The sequence below is a fragment of the Pseudomonas sp. A1230 genome (genome assembly GCF_044218825.1).
GTDB lineage: Bacteria > Pseudomonadota > Gammaproteobacteria > Pseudomonadales > Pseudomonadaceae > Aquipseudomonas > Aquipseudomonas iridis.
In genome coordinates this window covers 3548006-3566060 of the sequence record NZ_CP162582.1, presented here as the reverse complement: position 1 = coordinate 3566060, position 18055 = coordinate 3548006, and the positions used below count along the sequence as shown (strand labels likewise).

At 59.7% G+C, this 18055-nt stretch carries 11 protein-coding genes and 2 pseudogenes; 1 reads left to right on the top strand and 12 read right to left on the bottom strand.

The window, feature by feature from the left end:
* Positions 1 to 330: 330 nt before the first annotated feature.
* The 10 genes from gcvT to arcD (AB4P97_RS16710) all read right to left on the bottom strand — a co-directional run bounded on the left by gcvT (position 331) and on the right by arcD (AB4P97_RS16710) (position 13887).
* Positions 331 to 1455 (bottom strand): glycine cleavage system aminomethyltransferase GcvT, encoded by a 1125-nt coding sequence (gene gcvT / locus AB4P97_RS16755; RefSeq protein ID WP_395601368.1) that lies wholly within the window; start codon positions 1453 to 1455, stop codon positions 331 to 333.
* Between the two features lie 139 nt (positions 1456 to 1594).
* Positions 1595 to 2971: an L-serine ammonia-lyase gene (locus AB4P97_RS16750; protein WP_042560629.1), complete on the bottom strand. Its 1377-nt coding sequence runs from the start codon at positions 2969 to 2971 to the stop codon at positions 1595 to 1597.
* 177 nt (positions 2972 to 3148) lie between these two features.
* Complete coding sequence (gene gcvP / locus AB4P97_RS16745; protein ID WP_395601367.1) at positions 3149 to 6001, bottom strand: aminomethyl-transferring glycine dehydrogenase; 2853 nt, start codon at positions 5999 to 6001, stop codon at positions 3149 to 3151.
* Between the two features lie 11 nt (positions 6002 to 6012).
* Complete coding sequence (gcvH, locus tag AB4P97_RS16740) at positions 6013 to 6396, bottom strand: glycine cleavage system protein GcvH (RefSeq protein WP_042560627.1); 384 nt, start codon at positions 6394 to 6396, stop codon at positions 6013 to 6015.
* 429 nt (positions 6397 to 6825) lie between these two features.
* Positions 6826 to 8334: a sigma-54-dependent transcriptional regulator gene (locus AB4P97_RS16735; RefSeq protein ID WP_047302747.1), complete on the bottom strand. Its 1509-nt coding sequence runs from the start codon at positions 8332 to 8334 to the stop codon at positions 6826 to 6828.
* A 211-nt stretch (positions 8335 to 8545) separates the two neighbouring features.
* Positions 8546 to 8908 (bottom strand): DUF5064 family protein, encoded by a 363-nt coding sequence (locus tag AB4P97_RS16730; RefSeq protein WP_042560624.1) that lies wholly within the window; start codon positions 8906 to 8908, stop codon positions 8546 to 8548.
* Between the two features lie 62 nt (positions 8909 to 8970).
* Positions 8971 to 9900 carry a carbamate kinase gene (gene arcC, locus AB4P97_RS16725; protein ID WP_042560623.1) on the bottom strand — a complete coding sequence of 310 codons (930 nt, stop codon included), beginning with the start codon at positions 9898 to 9900 and terminating at the stop codon, positions 8971 to 8973.
* Positions 9901 to 10088: 188 nt separating this feature from the next.
* Positions 10089 to 11099 (bottom strand): ornithine carbamoyltransferase, encoded by a 1011-nt coding sequence (locus AB4P97_RS16720; RefSeq protein ID WP_042560622.1) that lies wholly within the window; start codon positions 11097 to 11099, stop codon positions 10089 to 10091.
* Between the two features lie 69 nt (positions 11100 to 11168).
* Positions 11169 to 12425, bottom strand: coding sequence for an arginine deiminase (gene arcA, locus AB4P97_RS16715; protein WP_042560621.1), 1257 nt, complete (start codon positions 12423 to 12425; stop codon positions 11169 to 11171).
* A 34-nt stretch (positions 12426 to 12459) separates the two neighbouring features.
* Complete coding sequence (arcD, locus tag AB4P97_RS16710) at positions 12460 to 13887, bottom strand: arginine-ornithine antiporter (RefSeq protein WP_042560620.1); 1428 nt, start codon at positions 13885 to 13887, stop codon at positions 12460 to 12462.
* Positions 13888 to 14308: 421 nt separating this feature from the next.
* On the opposite strand from arcD (AB4P97_RS16710), the gene arcD (AB4P97_RS16705) reads away from it, so the two are divergent.
* A complete protein-coding gene (gene arcD / locus AB4P97_RS16705) occupies positions 14309 to 15736 on the top strand; it encodes an arginine-ornithine antiporter (RefSeq protein WP_210703344.1) in 1428 nt (475 codons plus the stop codon).
* 161 nt (positions 15737 to 15897) lie between these two features.
* On the opposite strand, the pseudogene AB4P97_RS16700 reads toward arcD (AB4P97_RS16705), so the two are convergent.
* Positions 15898 to 16425: pseudogene (locus AB4P97_RS16700) on the bottom strand (methyl-accepting chemotaxis protein); the annotation flags it as partial.
* A gap of 378 nt (positions 16426 to 16803) precedes the next feature.
* A pseudogene (locus AB4P97_RS16695) lies at positions 16804 to 17763 on the bottom strand (cache domain-containing protein); the annotation flags it as partial.
* Between the last annotated feature and the right edge of the window lie 292 nt (positions 17764 to 18055).

Sequence of the window (18055 nt, the reverse complement as noted above, 5' to 3'; positions counted from 1 at the left end):
GAGTAAGAAGACGTCGAACGGGATGTAGCTAACTTGTAGGCTACTGCCCAGGTCACGATTCCAAGCTGACCCATGCAAACACAGTGGTGGAACTCTACGCCAACTACTGGAGAAAAAACAAGCCCCTTGCAGGCCCGGTTTTGCTGCGCTTGATGGCACTTAGTCAATCCACTAGTGCGGGCTTAGACGATTAGCTTGTTCAAATGTTTTCGAAGGTTATAAGTAAAGTTCATATTCGAATCGGTTGTTAGGAACTGCACTGTTTTATGGCGATTGCGTTACACATTAGTGCACGCATAACGCAATCGCGTTACTTATAGAAACAGTCAATCAACCACGGTAGTAGCGTTGTGGAACAAATGGCATTTTGCTTACAAGCATTTGCACCTTTTTCCCACGAACGATTGCCCACACGGGCGTATCTAGCGAGACATAAGCACTGTCGAGGTAACCCATTGCCAATGGCCCGCCCAGCGTCGGACCGAAGCCGCCACTGCATACGCTACCGATGATGTCGCCGGCTTCGTTGACGATTTCCGCGCCTTCGCGCACAGGCGTGCGTTCCTGCGGCAGCAGGCCGACGCGTTTGCGTGCGACGCCATTTTGTTGTTGGGCGAAGATAGGTTCTGCCCCCGGGAAACCGCCGGCCCGTGCGCCATCGGCGCGGCGTGGCTTGGACATCGCCCACAGCAGGCTGGCTTCGACGGGCGTGGTTTCGGTGTTCATGTCGTGGCCGTACAGGCACAGACCGGCCTCCAGGCGCAACGAATCGCGAGCGCCGAGGCCGATGGCCGCTACTTCAGGTTCGGCGAGCAGGGCGCGGGCGAGTTTTTCTGCGTCGGCGGCCGGCACCGAGATTTCGAAACCGTCTTCACCGGTGTAACCGGAACGGCTGACGAAGCAATCCACGCCGAGTAGCTGCACGCGGTTGAATTGCATGAAGGTCATCTTCGCCACTTCCGGAGCAAGACGCGCCAGTGCTGTTACCGCCGCAGGACCTTGCAGCGCGAGCAGTGCGCGCTCCTCGAACAGCGCCGTAATGGTGCACTGATCGCCAATGTGTTTTTGCAGATGCGCCAGGTCCTGATCCTTGCACGCGGCGTTAACCACCAGGAACAGTTCATCATTGCCGAGGTTGGCAACCATCAGGTCATCGAGAATGCCGCCGTGCTCGTTGGTGAACATCGCGTAACGCTGCATGCCCAGCGGCAGGTCGATGATGTCTACCGGCACCAGGGTTTCCAGGGCTTTGGCGGCATTCGCGCCGGTCAGGTGGATCTGGCCCATGTGCGAGACATCGAACAGCCCGGCCTGCTCGCGGGTGTGCTGGTGCTCTTTCATCACGCCGAGGGGGTATTGCACCGGCATGTCGTAGCCGGCGAACGGCACCATACGGGCGCCGAGTTCGATGTGCAGGGCGTGCAGCGGGGTTTTCGACAGTTGTTCGGTGGACATGCGTGGCTCCTTGAATAACGGGTCAGGATCAAAAGCCCCTCACCCCAGCCCTCTCCCGGAGGGAGAGGGGGCTAAGTACGATCCTCTTCCAAAGGAAGAGGACATCAAATTCACTTTCTGCTGACGGAGACGACGTCAATCAGCATTCGATAATGTTGACCGCCAGACCACCGCGGGCGGTCTCTTTGTATTTGCTTTTCATGTCAGCGCCGGTCTGGCGCATGGTGCGGATGACCTTGTCGAGAGAGACGAAGTGTTTTCCGTCACCCCGCAGTGCCATGCGCACCGCATTGATCGCTTTCACCGAGCCCATCGCGTTGCGCTCGATGCACGGCACTTGAACCAGCCCGCCAATCGGGTCACAGGTCAGGCCGAGGTTGTGTTCCATGCCGATTTCCGCAGCGTTTTCGACTTGCTGCACGCTGCCGCCGAGGACTTCACACAACGCACCCGCCGCCATCGAACAAGCCACGCCGACCTCGCCCTGACAACCGACTTCGGCGCCGGAGATCGAGGCGTTTTCCTTGTACAGAATGCCGATTGCCGCCGCCGTGAGCAGAAAACGCACAACGCCGTCGTCATTTGCACCGGGAATAAAGCGAATGTAGTAGTGCAGCACCGCCGGGATGATCCCCGCTGCGCCGTTTGTAGGCGCGGTCACTACGCGCCCGCCATTGGCGTTTTCTTCGTTGACGGCCAGCGCGTAGAGGTTGACCCAGTCGAGTACCGACAGCGGATCACGCAGCGCGGATTCCGGGTTTTTGCACAGTTGCCGATGCAGCGCCGCCGCACGGCGTTTGACCTTCAACCCTCCCGGCAAAATGCCCTCGTTGCGGCAGCCGGCGTCCACGCAATCCTGCATTACTTGCCAGATTTTCAGCAGACCGGCGCGGGTTTCCGCCTCCGGACGCCAGGCGCTTTCGTTGGTCAGCATCACCTGGCTGATCGACAGGCCATACGTGCTGCAATGAGCGAGCAAGTCCTTGGCGCTTTTGAAGGGGAACGTCAGTGGGGTGACATCTTCGACAATGCGGTCGGCACCGGCCGCGTCCTCGTCGACAACAAAACCTCCGCCGACCGAGTAGTACTCGCGGCTGCGGATCTGAATCCCCGCCGCGTCGAACGCACGGAAGATCATGCCGTTGGGGTGATAGGCCAGCGGCTTGCGGATCATCGCCAGGTGCTCTTTCTCGTTGAACGCAATGCTGTGTTCGCCGAGCAGATTCAGGCGTGCGTTGCTGCGAATTTCCTGTAAACGCGCGGCGACGGTTTCGGTATCAACGGTGTCGGGGTGTTCACCTTCGAGGCCTAGCAGCACGGCTTTGTCGCTGCCGTGACCTTTGCCGGTGGCGCCGAGAGAACCGTACAACTCGACGCGAACGCTGGCGGTAGCAGTCAGCAGGTTTTCACGACGCAAACCCTCCGCGAAGCGCGCAGCTGCGCGCATCGGGCCGACGGTGTGGGAGCTGGAGGGGCCGATGCCAATCTTGAACAGGTCGAACACGCTTAATGACATAGGGGCTCCTGCGGAGCAGTTGCTAGCTGCGAGCTGCAAGCTGCAAGTAAAAGCGGATCGGATTTTCCTTGCAGCTCATGTTCAAGGCGCGGTGCAAGCAATTAGACACAAGCCGCAAGTAAAAAGCAGATCAGCCCTTACTTGCAGCTTGTAGCTCAAAGCTCGCAGCTGCTTTCCTTAAGCGTAGCTTTCGATCGACGGGCAGGCGCAAACCAGGTTGCGGTCGCCGAACACGTTGTCGACGCGACCGACCGGTGGCCAGTATTTGCCTTCGATCAACGAGGCCACCGGGTAAACGGCTTGCTCGCGGCTGTATGGGTGAGTCCACTCGCCGACCAGTTCCGCTGCGGTGTGCGGAGCGTTTTTCAGCGGGTTGTCTTCCTTGTCCAGCGTGCCGTTTTCCACTGCGCGGATTTCTTCGCGGATGCGGATCATGGCGTCGCAGAAGCGGTCGAGTTCTTCCCTGGATTCGCTTTCGGTCGGTTCGATCATCAGCGTGCCGGCCACCGGGAACGACATGGTCGGGGCGTGGAAGCCGAAGTCGATCAGACGCTTGGCGACGTCATCAACGCTGATGCCGCTGCTGTCTTTCAGCGGACGCAGGTCGAGGATGCATTCGTGCGCCACCAGACCGTTGCTGCCGGTGTACAGCACTGGGTAGTGCTCTTCGAGGCGACGGGAAATGTAGTTGGCATTGAGGATCGCCAGTTGCGAAGCGCGCTTCAGACCGGCGCCGCCCATCATGCGGATGTACATCCAGGTGATCGGCAAAATGCTTGCGCTGCCGAACGGTGCCGCGCAGACCGCGCCTTCCTTGCGTTCCATCTGGCCGTGGCCTGGCAGGAATGGCGTCAGGTGCGATTTGACGCCGATCGGGCCGACGCCCGGGCCGCCACCGCCGTGGGGAATGCAGAAGGTTTTGTGCAGGTTCAGGTGCGACACGTCGCCGCCGAACTTGCCTGGCGCGCAGAGGCCGACCATCGCGTTCATGTTGGCGCCGTCGATGTACACCTGACCGCCGTTGTCATGAATGATCCCGCAGATTTCGCGGATGCCTTCTTCGAACACGCCGTGGGTCGACGGGTAAGTGATCATCAGCGCGGCGAGATGATCGCGGTGCTCGATGGCTTTGGCGCGCAGGTCTTCGATGTCGACGTTGCCACGAGCATCGCACGCGGTCACGACCACGCGCATGCCGGCCATGTTGGCAGTAGCCGGGTTGGTGCCGTGGGCGGATGACGGGATCAGGCAGATGTCGCGACGGTCATCGCCACGGCTCTGGTGATAGGCGCGGATCGCCAGCAGACCTGCGTATTCACCTTGCGAACCGGCGTTCGGTTGCAGCGAGATCGAGTCATAACCGGTGGCGGCGCAGAGCATTGCTTCCAGTTCATCGGTCAGTTGCTGATAACCGGCACTTTGTGCGGCTGGTGCGAACGGGTGCAGGGCGCCGAACTCGGCCCAGGTCACCGGGATCATTTCGCTGGCGGCGTTGAGTTTCATGGTGCACGAGCCCAGCGGGATCATGGTGCGATCCAGTGCCAGGTCCTTGTCCGCCAGTTTGCGCAGGTAGCGCATCAGCTCGGTTTCGGAGTGATAACGGTTGAACACCGGGTGGCTGAGGATCGGCGACTGGCGTACCAGCGCAGCAGGAATGGTGCTCTGCACGGTGGCGGCGAGGGCGGCGAAGTCCGGCAGGGTTTTGCCGTCGGCGAAGACGCTCCACAGGGTTTCGATATCAGCCTCAGCGGTGGTTTCGTCAACCGACAGACCCAGACGCTGGGCGTCAATGACGCGCAGGTTGATCTGCTGGGCGTGAGCCTTGTCGTGCAGCGCAGCGGTTTGCGCGCCGGTAGCCACTGTCAGGGTGTCGAAGAAGCTTTCCTGCTCGACATTCAGACCCAGCGCAGTCAGGCCCTTGGCCAGAATCGCGGTCAGGTGATGGATGCGGTTGGCGATCTGCGTCAGGCCTTTCGGGCCGTGATACACGGCGTACATGCTGGCGATGTTGGCCAGCAGCACTTGCGCGGTGCAGATGTTGGACGTGGCTTTCTCGCGGCGGATGTGTTGCTCGCGGGTCTGCATCGCCAGGCGCAGGGCAGGCTTGCCGAAACGGTCAACCGAAACGCCGACCAGACGGCCCGGCATGTCGCGCTTGAACGCATCTTTGGTGGAGAAGTAAGCCGCGTGCGGGCCACCAAAGCCCAGCGGCACGCCGAAGCGTTGTGCGGAACCGATGGCAACGTCAGCGCCGAACTCGCCCGGGGCGGTCAGCAGGGTCAGGGCGAGCAGGTCGGCGGCTACGGCAACCAAGGCGTTGGCGGCGTGGAAGCGCTCGGTCAGTTCGCGGTAGTCGAACACATCACCGTTGCTGGCCGGGTATTGCAGCAATGCGCCGAAGAATGGCGTTACATCGGTCAATGCGTGCTCATCGCCCACGACCACTTCAATGCCCAACGGCTCGGCACGGGTGCGCAGCACGTCGAGGGTTTGCGGGTGGCTGTGGATCGAGGCGAAGAATTGGTGGCTGCCCTTGTTCTTGCTCAGGCGTTTGCAGAAGGTCATCGCTTCGGCAGCGGCAGTCGCTTCGTCGAGCAGGGAGGCGTTGGCGATCGGCAGGCCGGTGAGGTCGCTGATCAGGGTCTGGAAGTTCAGCAGCGCTTCGAGACGGCCCTGGGAAATTTCTGGCTGGTACGGGGTGTAAGCGGTGTACCAGGCCGGGTTTTCCAGAAGGTTGCGCAGGATCGGCGACGGCGTGTGGCAGTTGTAATAGCCCTGGCCGATGTAGGTCTTGAACAGCTGGTTCTTGCCGGCGATGCCCTTGATCATGGCCAGTGCATCGGCCTCGCTCAGGCCATCGTCCATGCCGAGCACGCTGGTGCCCTTGATGCTTTCCGGGATGACGCTGGCGCTCAGGGCTTCGAGCGAGTCGAAGCCGAGGCTGTTGAGCATGGCTTGCTCGTCACCGGCGCGCGGGCCGATGTGACGGGCGATGAATTCGTTGGCGGTGCCCAGGTTTACTTGTGTCATGTCGGCTCTCCTCAGGCTTCGGCTTGGGCTTTGATCAGACGGTCGTAAGCGTCTTGATCAAGCAGTTTGCCGACAGCGGCGGCGTCGCTTGGTTTGAAGCGGAAGAACCAGCCTTGGCCCAGTGGATCTTCGTTGACCAGTTCAGGGCTGTCTTCCAGCGCCGGGTTCACTTCCAGCACGTCGCCGTCGAGGGGCATGTACACGCCGCTGGCAGCTTTCACCGATTCGACGGTGGCGGCTTCGGCGCCTTTTTCGTAAGCCTGCAGTTCAGGCAGTTGCACGAATACCACGTCGCCCAAGGCGTTCTGCGCGAAAGCGGTGATGCCGACAGTAACGCTACCGTCAGCTTCGGCGCGCAGCCATTCGTGATCTTCAGTAAAACGCAACTCGCTCATGGAAACTCCTCAGGGACCAGACTCGTCTGGTGGACGCGGTGGAAGGCTTGGGCCGGGAAGCCCTTATTTATGAGGAATTAATTAGCAAGATCGCGGCCAATGTAAATTTATCTATATAAAACAATGGCTTATTGATTTTTGGCGGCAGAGCTGAAGATGCGCGTGTAGCGAAATCGCTACAGCATGAGGCGAGGAAAAAAGCTGAACGGGATCAAAGCCTTGCACAGCGGTGACGGGAGGAGGGTGTAGCGATATCGTTCCGCTGTAGCGCTTTCAGTACAGATGGAGGTCGTTTTTGAACGGATTTCGAATCCGTCACATTCCCTGTGGGAGCTGGCTTGCCAGCGATTGCGGTGGATCAGTCACCCTCAATCGTGGCCATGCCGACGTCATCGCTGGCAAGCCAGCTCCCACAGGTATGCGGTGTTTTCAGGGTTTGTTAGGGATGCCGTACTTGCGCAAACGATGGGCGATGGCGGTGTGCGACGTTTGCAGGCGGCTGGCCAGTTGGCGGGTCGAGGGGTAGCTGGCGTAGAGTTTTTCCAGCAGCGATTTCTCGAAGCCTTCGACCGCTTGTTCAAGGCTGTCGACGTCACTGTCGGCCTGGCGCGCAACGGACGTGCCGGCGATGTCGAGGTCGCCGATGTCGACCAGGCTGCTCTCGCAGATCGCGGCAGCGCGGAAGATCACGTTCTGCAGCTGCCGCACGTTGCCCGGCCAGCGATTGCCGAGCAGTGCCGGGTAAGTGCCGGGTGCGAGGCGGCAGACCGGGCGCTGAATCTGCGCACACGCCTGCTGCATGAAATAACGCGCCAGCAACAGAATGTCCTGACCGCGTTCGCGCAGCGGCGGCACCTCAACATTGAGCACGTTAAGGCGGTAGAACAGGTCTTCGCGAAACGAACCTTCGCTGACCATTTTTTCCAGGTCGCGGTGGGTCGCGCTGAGAATTCGCACGTTGACCTTCACCTCACGGTCACCGCCGACCCGACGGAAGCTGCCATCGTTGAGAAAACGCAGCAATTTGGCCTGCAAGTACGGTGACATCTCGCCGATCTCGTCGAGAAATACCGTGCCTTGGTTGGCCAGTTCCATCAGCCCCGGTTTGCCGCCACGCGCCGCGCCAGTGAAGGCGCCGGGGGCGTAGCCGAACAGTTCGCTCTCGGCGAGGTTCTCCGGCAGCGCTGCGCAGTTCAGTGCCAGGAATGGCGCACTGTGCCGCGCACTGATCGCGTGGCAGGCACGGGCGACCAGTTCTTTACCGGTACCGGTTTCGCCTTGGATCAGCAACGGCGCATCAAGGGCGGCAACGCGCTGCGCACGAGCCTTGAGGGTGCGGATCGCCGGGGATTCGCCGAGCAGCGCGTCGAAACCTTCAGCGTGGTCGTGGTGCAACGCCGAGAGCTGCTCGCCGATGCGGTTCGGTTGATACAGCGTGAGCAGGGCGCCAGCGTCGGTGATTGGCGTAGCGTCGAGCAACAGCGTCTGGCCGTTGACGGTGATCTCGCGTAGCGGCAGGCGAAAGCCGTGCTCGAGCAGGGTTTCCAGCAGACCGGGATCGTTGAACAGCTCAGAGACGCCTTCGCCCGCCGGCTCACGCCCGTACAACGCGATCAATGCCGGGTTGGCCAGCAGCACTTTGCCCGCACTGTCGAGGGCCAGCACCGGGTCGGTCATCGCCGCGAGCAACGCATCGAGTTGCAGATGCCGACGCTGGCCGGGGAGGATGTCGACCACCGTTACCGCTTCCACGCCGAGCACGCGAAACAGCGCATCTTTGAGTTCTTCGAGCACTTGCGGGCTCAGGGTCGGGGCGTCGATGTAGACGTTCGGCGGGATCATCTCCACGGCATCCAGATTAAGGTTGCGCCCACCGAGAATGGCCAGTACTTCCTGGGTGATGCCGACGCGGTCGATGAAGCTGACGTGGATACGCATGGGGGCGGTTCAGTGTTCTGCAGTGCGGAGGGTGGCAAGTATGCCTTGGGGCGGGCTAATGGTGAAATTTACGGCGATTTTCAGAGCTACGTAGTTCCCTTGTGGGAGCGAGCCTGCTCGCGAATGCGGTGTGTCAGAAATGAAGAAGTTGACTGACAGATGGCGTTCGCGAGCAGGCTCGCTCCCACAGGGGGAATGTGGCGGGTGCGGGTTATTCAAAATGCTCAAGATTGACCGGATCGCCGGATTTCATATCCAGCTGCTTGCGGATGTCTTCAAACATCATGTCGTAATGCTTGTGAACCGAGCCGATCTGGCTGTGAGTCTTGGGAATGCCGTACTTCTCGGCGATTTTCGTCACATTGTTGGCAAAGTTGTAGGCCTCTTCTTTGGGCAGGAAGAAGGTCTCTTTCATGTCCTTGCCCTGAAGGTTGCCATGCATCGTGAACTGGATGCCTCTGCCTTTCTGAGGATCGGTGAACACCTCGTAGTCGAGGTGCACGTTGTAACTGACGTCGTCCGGGGTCAACGCGTGCCGCTCAATGTGCAAGTGACCAGGTTCAAACTGGGCCATGGATTTCTCCTTTCAAGGCATGGGAGAAGGGCAGACCCTGGGCCTGCCCCCGGCGTTTCTGATTATCGATAGGTGATACCGGGTTTCGCCGTGCTGATCCGCGTACCGGCTGTGCCCTGGACAATCGCTTCGATGTCCGCCAGCGAACCGATCACCGCGACCTTGCCAGTATGGCGCGCGAATTCGCAGGCTGCCTGAACCTTTGGTCCCATGGAGCCCGCGGCGAAGCCCAGGCGTTCGAGTTCGTCCGGGTGGGCCTCGGCGATGGCTTTCTGCGTCGGCTTGCCGTAATCGATGAACGCGGCGTTGACGTCAGTGGCAATCACCAGCAAATCCGCCTCCAGCTGTTCTGCCAGCAGCGACGAGCACAAGTCCTTGTCGATCACCGCCTCGATGCCCTTGAGGTTGCGGTTTTCGTCGTACATGGTCGGAATCCCGCCGCCACCGGCGCAGATGACGATGCTGCCCTTGTCCAGCAGCCACTTGATCGGACGGATTTCGAAGATGCGTTTTGGTCGTGGACTGGCGACCACACGGCGGAACTTGTCGCCGTCCGCAGCGATGGCCCAGCCTTTTTCGGCGGCAAGTTTTTCTGCCTCGGCTTTCTCGTAGACCGGGCCGATCGGTTTGGTCGGGTTCTTGAAGGCCGGGTCATTGGCGTCGACTTCGACCTGGGTGAGCAGGGTGGCGAACGGTACTTCGAAGTCCAGCAGGTTGCCCAGTTCCTGTTCGATGATGTAGCCGATCATGCCTTCGGTTTCGGCACCGAGCACGTCCAGCGGGTAAGGGGTGACGGAGGTATAGGCCGCTGCTTGCAGCGATAGCAGGCCGACTTGCGGGCCATTGCCGTGGGCGATGACCAGTTGGTTGCCGGGATGGATCTTGGCGATTTGCTCGGTGGCGATGCGGATGTTGGCGCGCTGGTTGTCAGCGGTCATCGGCTCACCACGGCGGAGCAGGGCGTTACCGCCCAACGCTACGACGATACGCATGGTGCATGTCCTTTTGAGCAGAGAAGTTTCGAGCGACGCAATCTTTCTATGTGTACTCGATCCATGTGGGAGCTGGCTTGCCAGCGATGGCGTCACCACGGGTTGTCTGAAAGCCCGGGTTGATCCCATCGCTGGCAAGCCAGCTCCCACAGGATCGGTGATCCTGCAGGAAGGATTGCGTCAGGCTTTTAGATATCCGCCAACGCCGACACGATAATCGCCTTGATCGTGTGCATGCGGTTTTCCGCTTGCTCGAAGGCGATGTTGGCCGGGGATTCGAAGACTTCTTCCGTTACTTCGACGCCATTGGCCAGGTGCGGATAGCGCGCGGCGATGTCTTTGCCCACCTTGGTTTCGCTGTTGTGGAACGCCGGCAGGCAGTGCATGAATTTCACCCGTGGATTACCGGAGGCTTTCATCATCTGCGTGTTGACCTGGTACGGCAGCAGTTGCTCGATGCGCTCGTCCCACGCTTCTACCGGTTCACCCATCGACACCCAGATGTCGGTGTGGATGAAGTCGACACCCTTGACCGCTTCTTTCGGGTCTTCGGTGATGGTGATGCGCGCGCCGCTTTCTTCGGCGAACTCTTTGCATTGAGCGATGAAGTCAGCGTGTGGCCACAGGGCTTTCGGCGCAGCGATACGCACGTCCATGCCGAGTTTGGCGCCGATCATCAGCAGCGAGTTGCCCATGTTGTAGCGGGCGTCGCCGAGGTAGGCGTAGCTGATGTCATGCATCGGCTTGTCGCTGTGTTCGCGCATGGTCAGCACGTCAGCGATCATTTGCGTCGGGTGGAATTCAGCGGTCAGGCCGTTGAACACCGGGACGCCGGCGTACTTGGCCAGCTCTTCGACGATTTCCTGTTCAAAGCCACGGTACTCGATGGCGTCGAACATCCGGCCGAGGACGCGGGCGGTGTCTTTCATGCTTTCTTTGTGGCCGATCTGGGACGACACCGGGTCGATGTAGGTGACGTGAGCACCCTGATCGTGGGCCGCGACTTCGAACGCGCAACGGGTGCGGGTCGAGGTTTTTTCGAAGATCAGCGCGATGTTCTTGCCTTGCAGGTGTGGACGCTCGGTGCCGGTGTACTTGGCGCGTTTGAGGTCGCGGGACAGGTCGATCAGGTAATTCAGTTCGCGAGTGGTGTGGTGCATCAAGCTCAGCAAACTGCGGTTACGCATATTAAAAGCCATGATGGATCTCCTTCGGTATCGGTTATCCCCCTGGCCGCACGTTGTAAGTGCCGGCCAGGGCTCAGAGGTTTAGTAATCGATTGGATCGCGGATGATCGGGCAGGTCATGCAGTGGCCGCCGCCACGGCCACGGCCCAATTCACCGGCGCTGATGGTGATGACCTCCACGCCTGCCTTGCGCAGCAGGGTGTTGGTGTAGGTGTTGCGGTCGTAGCCGATGACCACGCCCGGTTCCACGGCCACCACGTTGTTGCCGTCGTCCCATTGCTCGCGTTCGGCGGCGAAGCTGTTGCCGCCGGTTTCCACCACGCGCAGCGCTTTGAGATTGAGCGCGGCCGCGACGGTGTCGAGGAAGCTGGTTTCTTCGCGGCGAATGTCGATGCCGCCCTGTTTGCTTTCATCAGGTCGCAGGGTGAACGCGACGATCTGGTTGACCACTTCCGGGAAAATCGTCACGAGGTCGCGGTCGCAGAAGCTGAACACGGTGTCCAGGTGCATCGCGGCGCGAGACTTCGGCAGGCCGGCAACGATGACTTTCTCCACGGCTTTGTTCTTGAACAGATTCAGCGCCAATTGACCGATGGCCTGACGGGATGAGCGCTCGCCCATGCCGATCAACACCACTCCGTTGCCGATTGGCATGACGTCGCCGCCCTCAAGGGTGGAGTTGCCGTGGTCCTTGTCCGGGTCGCCGTACCAGATCTCGAATTCGGCGTTGGTGAACTGCGGGTGGAATTTGTAGATGGCGGTGGTCAGCAGGGTCTCCTGGCGACGCGCCGGCCAGTACATCGGGTTCAGCGTCACGCCGCCGTAGATCCAGCACGTGGTGTCGCGGGTGAACTGAGTGTTCGGCAGCGGCGGCAAAATGAAGCTGGAGTGGCCGAGGAAATCGCGATACATCTGAATGATCTTGCCGCCGAAGCTGTCCGGCAGATCATCGGCGGACACGCCGCCAATCAGGAATTCGGCGATGTGCCGTGGCTCAAGGCTTTTCAGCCAGGACTTCACTTCGCTGATCAGGCCCAGGCCGACCGAATCGGCGGTGACCTTGCGATCGAGAATCCAGTCCAGCGCTTCGGGAATGGCGACGATGTCGGTCAGCAGGTTGTGCATTTCCAGCACGTCGATCCCGCGCTCACGCATCTTGGTGACGAAGTCGAAGTGGTCGCGCTTGGCCTGGGCAACCCACAGCACATCGTCGAACAGTAATTCATCGCAGTTGTTCGGGGTCAGCCGCTGATGGGCCAGACCTGGGGAGCAAACCATGACTTTGCGCAGTTTGCCGGCTTCGGAATGGACGCCGTACTTAACTTTTTCCGTGGTCATTGCAGTGATCCTCCAGAGATAAAACGTTTGGCAATTACAGAGTCAGGAAGCCGTCATACAGTCCGTAGGCAGCCACCAGGGCGCCTACGACCACTGCGGCGAAAATCAGCTTCTCGACGTTGGTGAAAACCGGTTGTTTGAGTTCGAGCTTGGCCTTGGCGAACAGGATCGCGCCGGGCGCATAGAGCAGGGCCGAGAGCAGCAGGTACTTCACGCCACCGGCGTACAGCAGCCACACCGCATAGATCAGGGCAATGCCGCCGATGATCAGATCCTTGCGCCGCTCGGCCGCGAAACCTTCATAGCTTTCGCCGCGCACTGCCAGCAGCAGGGCGTAGGCGGCCGACCACAGATAGGGCACCAGAATCATCGACGTGGCGAGGTAGATCAGCGACAGGTAAGTGCTGGCCGAGAACAGGGTGATGATCAGGAAAATCTGCACCATCGCGTTGGTCAGCCACAGGGCGTTGACCGGTACGTGGTTGGCGTTTTCCTTGCGCAGAAACTCCGGCATGGTGTGGTCTTTGGCGGCGGCGAACATGATCTCCGCACACAGCAGCACCCACGACAGCAGCGCCCCCAGCAGCGAGATGATCAGACCGACGCTGATCAGCGCTGCGCCCCACGGACCGACCACGTGCTCAAGCACGGCCGCCATCGACGGGTTCTGCAATTTGGCCAGTTCTGGCTGAGTCATGATGCCCAGCGACAGCACGTTCACCAGCATCAAAAACAGCAGCACGGTGATGAAGCCGATCACGGTGGCTTTACCCACGTCGGAGCGTTTTTCAGCGCGGGCCGAGAAAATGCTCGCGCCCTCGATGCCGATGAACACCCACACAGTGACCAGCATCATGTTGCGTACCTGGTTCATCACGCTGCCCAGATCCGGGTTTTTCAGGCCCCAGATGTCGGCGGTGAAGATGTCCAGTTTGAAGGCGAAGACGGCGATCAATACAAACAGCACCAGCGGCACGACTTTGGCGACGGTGGTCACGAGGTTGATGAACGCCGCTTCCTTGATCCCGCGAAGTACCAGGAAATGCACCGCCCACAACAGAATCGAAGCACCAATGACCGCAGCAACCGTGTTGCCTTCACCGAAAATCGGGAAGAAATACCCCAGGGTGCTGAACAGCAGAACGAAGTAACCGACGTTGCCCAGCCATGCACTGATCCAGTAGCCCCAGGCGGAAGAGAAACCCATGTAATCGCCGAATCCGGCCTTGGCGTAGGCGTAGACACCGCCGTCCAGGTCAGGCTTGCGATTGGCGAGGGTTTGGAAGACAAAAGCGAGGGTGAGCATGCCGACAGCGGTGATCGCCCAACCGATCAATACCGCGCCGACGTCGGCACTGGCGGCCATGTTTTGTGGCAAGGAGAATATCCCGCCACCGATCATTGAGCCGACGACTAATGCAACCAGTGCGCCGAGTCTTAGTTTTCCGGGAGCTTCAGACATTGCATGACTCCATTGCAGGAAGAGATCACAGCGTAGTTCCGTTGTCTGTTCAAATAGCTGACATAGATCAGTTCATGGTCACATTCCATTGTTAATGAATGACTTAGGGAATCGCTTCAGGCATAAAGCGACCGTCTGCAAGGCCCGTTCTAGAAGGGTTTTCGCGATGTGGTTGGGAATGGCTATTATTACTTTCGAGTTATGACGCTAGTTCTTTTTCCGGGTTTGGCAAATTTTTCCCTTCTGTTTTCAGTACAGAATTGATTTATCAGGATCAGCGCACAAAACTGTCTTAACGTGGTAGGCATTAGCTTTATCCGCTATATATTTATTGGCTTTAACTGATAGGCGTCATCCTGTTTTATTCATCTAATTAATTGTTCTTATAAATAATCGCTCACCACATTAGAGGGAGACTGGAATGTCGCAACCGACGCAAAAGCTGCGCCTTGGTGCGTTGATCGCCCTGGTGGTGGGGTCGATGATTGGCGGCGGAATTTTCTCGCTGCCGCAGAACATGGCGGCACGCGCCGATGCGGGGGCGATCCTGATCGGTTGGGGGATTACTGCCATCGGTATGCTGACCCTGGCCTTCGTGTTTCAAACCCTGGCCAATCGCAAGCCCGAGCTGGATTCCGGCGTCTATGCCTACGCCAAGGCAGGGTTTGGCGACTACATGGGCTTCTCGTCGGCCTGGGGTTACTGGATCAGCGCATGGCTGGGCAACGTCGGTTACTTCGTTCTGCTGTTCAGCACCCTCGGTTATTTCTTTCCGGTATTCGGCCAAGGCAATACGCCGATCGCCATTGGCTGCGCGTCGGTGCTGCTGTGGGCTGTGCACTTTCTGGTGATGCGCGGGATCAAGGAAGCGGCGTTCATCAACCAGGTGACCACCGTGGCCAAGATCGTGCCGCTGATCATGTTTATCGTCATCGCCGCGCTGGCGTTCAAGGCTGACATCTTTACCCGCGACATCTGGGGCCGCAGCAACCCGAGTTTCGGCGGGGTGATGGATCAGGTGCGCAACATGATGCTGGTGACGGTGTTCGTCTTTATCGGCATCGAGGGCGCCAGCGTGTACTCGGCGCGAGCGGAAAAACGCAGCGATGTCGGGCGTGCCACGGTGATTGGATTCATCGGCGTACTGGCGCTACTGGTGCTGGTCAACGTGTTGTCACTGGGGATCATGAGCCAGCCGGAACTGGCCAACCTGCAGAACCCGTCGCTGGCGGCGGTGCTTGAGCACATCGTCGGGCCGTGGGGGGCGCTGGCGATCAGCATCGGTTTGGCGATCTCGCTGCTCGGGGCGTTGCTGTCGTGGGCGTTGCTCTGTGCCGAAATCCTTTTCGCCACGGCCCGTGACAAAACCATGCCGGCGTTCCTGAAAAAGGAAAACGCCAACCATGTGCCGGTCAACGCGTTGTGGCTGACCAACGTGATGATTCAGATATTCCTGCTGATCACGCTGTATTCCGCCGGCACTTACACCAGCCTGATTTATCTGGCGTCATCAATGATTCTGGTGCCGTACCTGTGGTCGGCGGCCTACGCGGTGTTATTGAGCGGACGCGGCGAAACCTACGAACATGCCTCGGCCGAGCGCACCAAAGATCTGCTGATCGGCGGCATCGCCCTGAGTTATGCGGTGTGGTTGTTGTATGCCGGCGGGATGAAATATCTGCTGCTGTCGGCGTTGCTGTATGCGCCGGGGGTGATCCTGTTTGCCAAAGCCAAACATGAGCAGGGCGAGCCGCTGTTCACCACGGTCGAGAAAGGTATTTTTACCTGCGTGATCATTGGCGCGGGGTTGGCGGCTTATGGGTTGTACAGCGGTCTGTTGTCGCTTTGAGAACGCTCCCCTCACCCCAGCTCTCTCCCGGAGGGAGAGGGAGCCTTTGACCCTGTGGGAGCTGGCTTGCCAGCGATAGCGGTGCGTCAGTCGACCCCTGTATCAACTGACCCGCCGTCATCGCTGGCAAGCCAGCTCTCACAGGGAATTGAGGTGATCCACTAGACGCGGAACTGATCCATCAACTTCATCTGCTGACTGGCCAGCGCATTGAGCTGGCTGCTGATCGCCGCCGACTCCGTGGCTTGCCCGGTCAAGGTTTCAGTCACCGTACGAATCGCCGAGACGTTGCGGTTAACCTCTTCAGCCACTGCGCTCTGCTGTTCGGCGGCGCTGGCGATTTGCAGGTTCATGTCACTGATCACGGTTACCGCATCACTGATCTTGCCCAGCGCATCCACGGCCTGGCGGATCTGCCCGGCGTTGTTGTGCGCCTGGGTCTGGCTCGAATGCATGGTTGCAACCACGCCGCGAGTGCCGGTCTGAATCTTCTCGATGACGATGCGAATTTCTTCCACCGAATCCTGCGTACGCTTGGCCAGGTTGCGCACTTCATCTGCGACCACAGCAAAACCGCGACCGCTTTCACCGGCGCGGGCGGCTTCGATGGCGGCGTTGAGCGCCAGCAGGTTGGTCTGTTCGGCGATGCTGCGGATCACTTCCAGTACCGAACCGATCTGCTCGCTGTTGACCGCCAGTGCCTCGACTTCGGTCACCGCTTTGCTGACTTCATCGGCCAGTTGATTGATGTCGCGGGTGCTGCGCTCGATGATCGACATGCCGTCCTTGGCTGACTGGTCGGCACCTTTCGCGGCGTTGGCCGCGTTCGATGCGCTGTTGGCGACATCGTGGGCGGTGGCGCTCATTTCGTTGGACGCGGTGGCGACCTGGTCGATTTCGCGGAACTGCACCTGCATGCCTTCGCTGGTCTGACGGGCGATTTCCGAAGACTGGTCGGCAGTGCCGCGAGCCTCGGTGATGCTCTGTTTGATCTGGGCGATGGTCGGTTGCAGCTTGTCGAGGAAGCGGTTGAACCAGTTCACCAGTTCGCCCAGTTCATCCTTCTTGCTGTAGTTCAGGCGTTGGGTCAGATCACCTTCACCGCTGGCGATGTTTTTCAGCATCTCGGCGACGCTGTTGATGGGACGAGTGACGCCGGAAGCGGTGAGCCATATCAGCAGCAGGCCAATCAGACCCGCGACCACAGCCACTGCCAGCGCAGTGATCACACCGGTTTGCTGTGCTTCGTGGAGCACCGCTTGCAGCTTGACCGAGTCGGCCAGCAGCACTTGTTTGGGCAGGTCGATGACCACGCCCCAAGCGCGCGAGTTGCCAATCGGATCGACCGGATACACCGCCCGGATCAGGTCGCCCTGTTCAAGGATTTTCGGCGTTGCGCTGCTAAGCAGTTGCAGCACTTCATTGCCATCGGCACCGAGGGTGTCGCTGATCTTTTTGCCGACCTTGGCCGCGTCAGAACTGTCGGCTGCCAACACGCCGCTGCCTGAAACGATCAGCATGTGCCCGGCGTGGTTGAACAGGTCGCGCTGCGACTCGATGGCCGCTCCTTGCAAGGCATCGAGGGCGATATCGATGCCAGCGACACCGATGGTTTTACCGTCGACGATCAATGGCACGGAAATGGTCGTCATGAGCATTTCCTTGGTGCCCACGGTGTCTGAATACGGGTCGAGCAAGCAGGTGCGCTTGCTGTCGCGAGGGCAGGTATACCAGCTGTTATAGGGCGTACCGTTGAGGCTTAGGGTAGTTTTGGTCAGGTCCTCTTCGACCATGATCGTGTTGAGTGATGCGCCACCGGAGCGGCTCCAGTAGGTGGCGAAACGCCCGGCTTCGTTGGACTGACGCGCGGCGTCGTTGACGAACTCGCTGTCCTTGCCATCGAGGCCATCGGGTTCGAAAGCGAGCCAGATGCCGAGCACTTTATCGTTGCGTTCGAAGGCGGTTTTCAGGCTCAGGTTCAACTCTTCACGCAGGGCCCCGGCGTCCAGCGAACGCTTGGCAGCCATCACGCGCATGTCCCTGATCTGGTCAGCGAGGGCGGTGATCACCAACAGGCTTTCGCCGAAGGTTTTCTGCACCCGCACCGCCTGTTCGGCGGCTTTGGCCTGCAGCAAATCTTGCACACTGGCCGTGAGCATCTTGCTGCTGGAATGGCTGACTAGTTCGTCGTTCTGGTTGGTCTGGTAAATGTTCATGCCGACGATCAGCGCAACCACACCGAGCAGGCACAGGCCGGAGAGCAGAACGATTTTCAGGCGAATGGAAAGAGAGTCGAACATAGGGCGATCTCGCGAATGA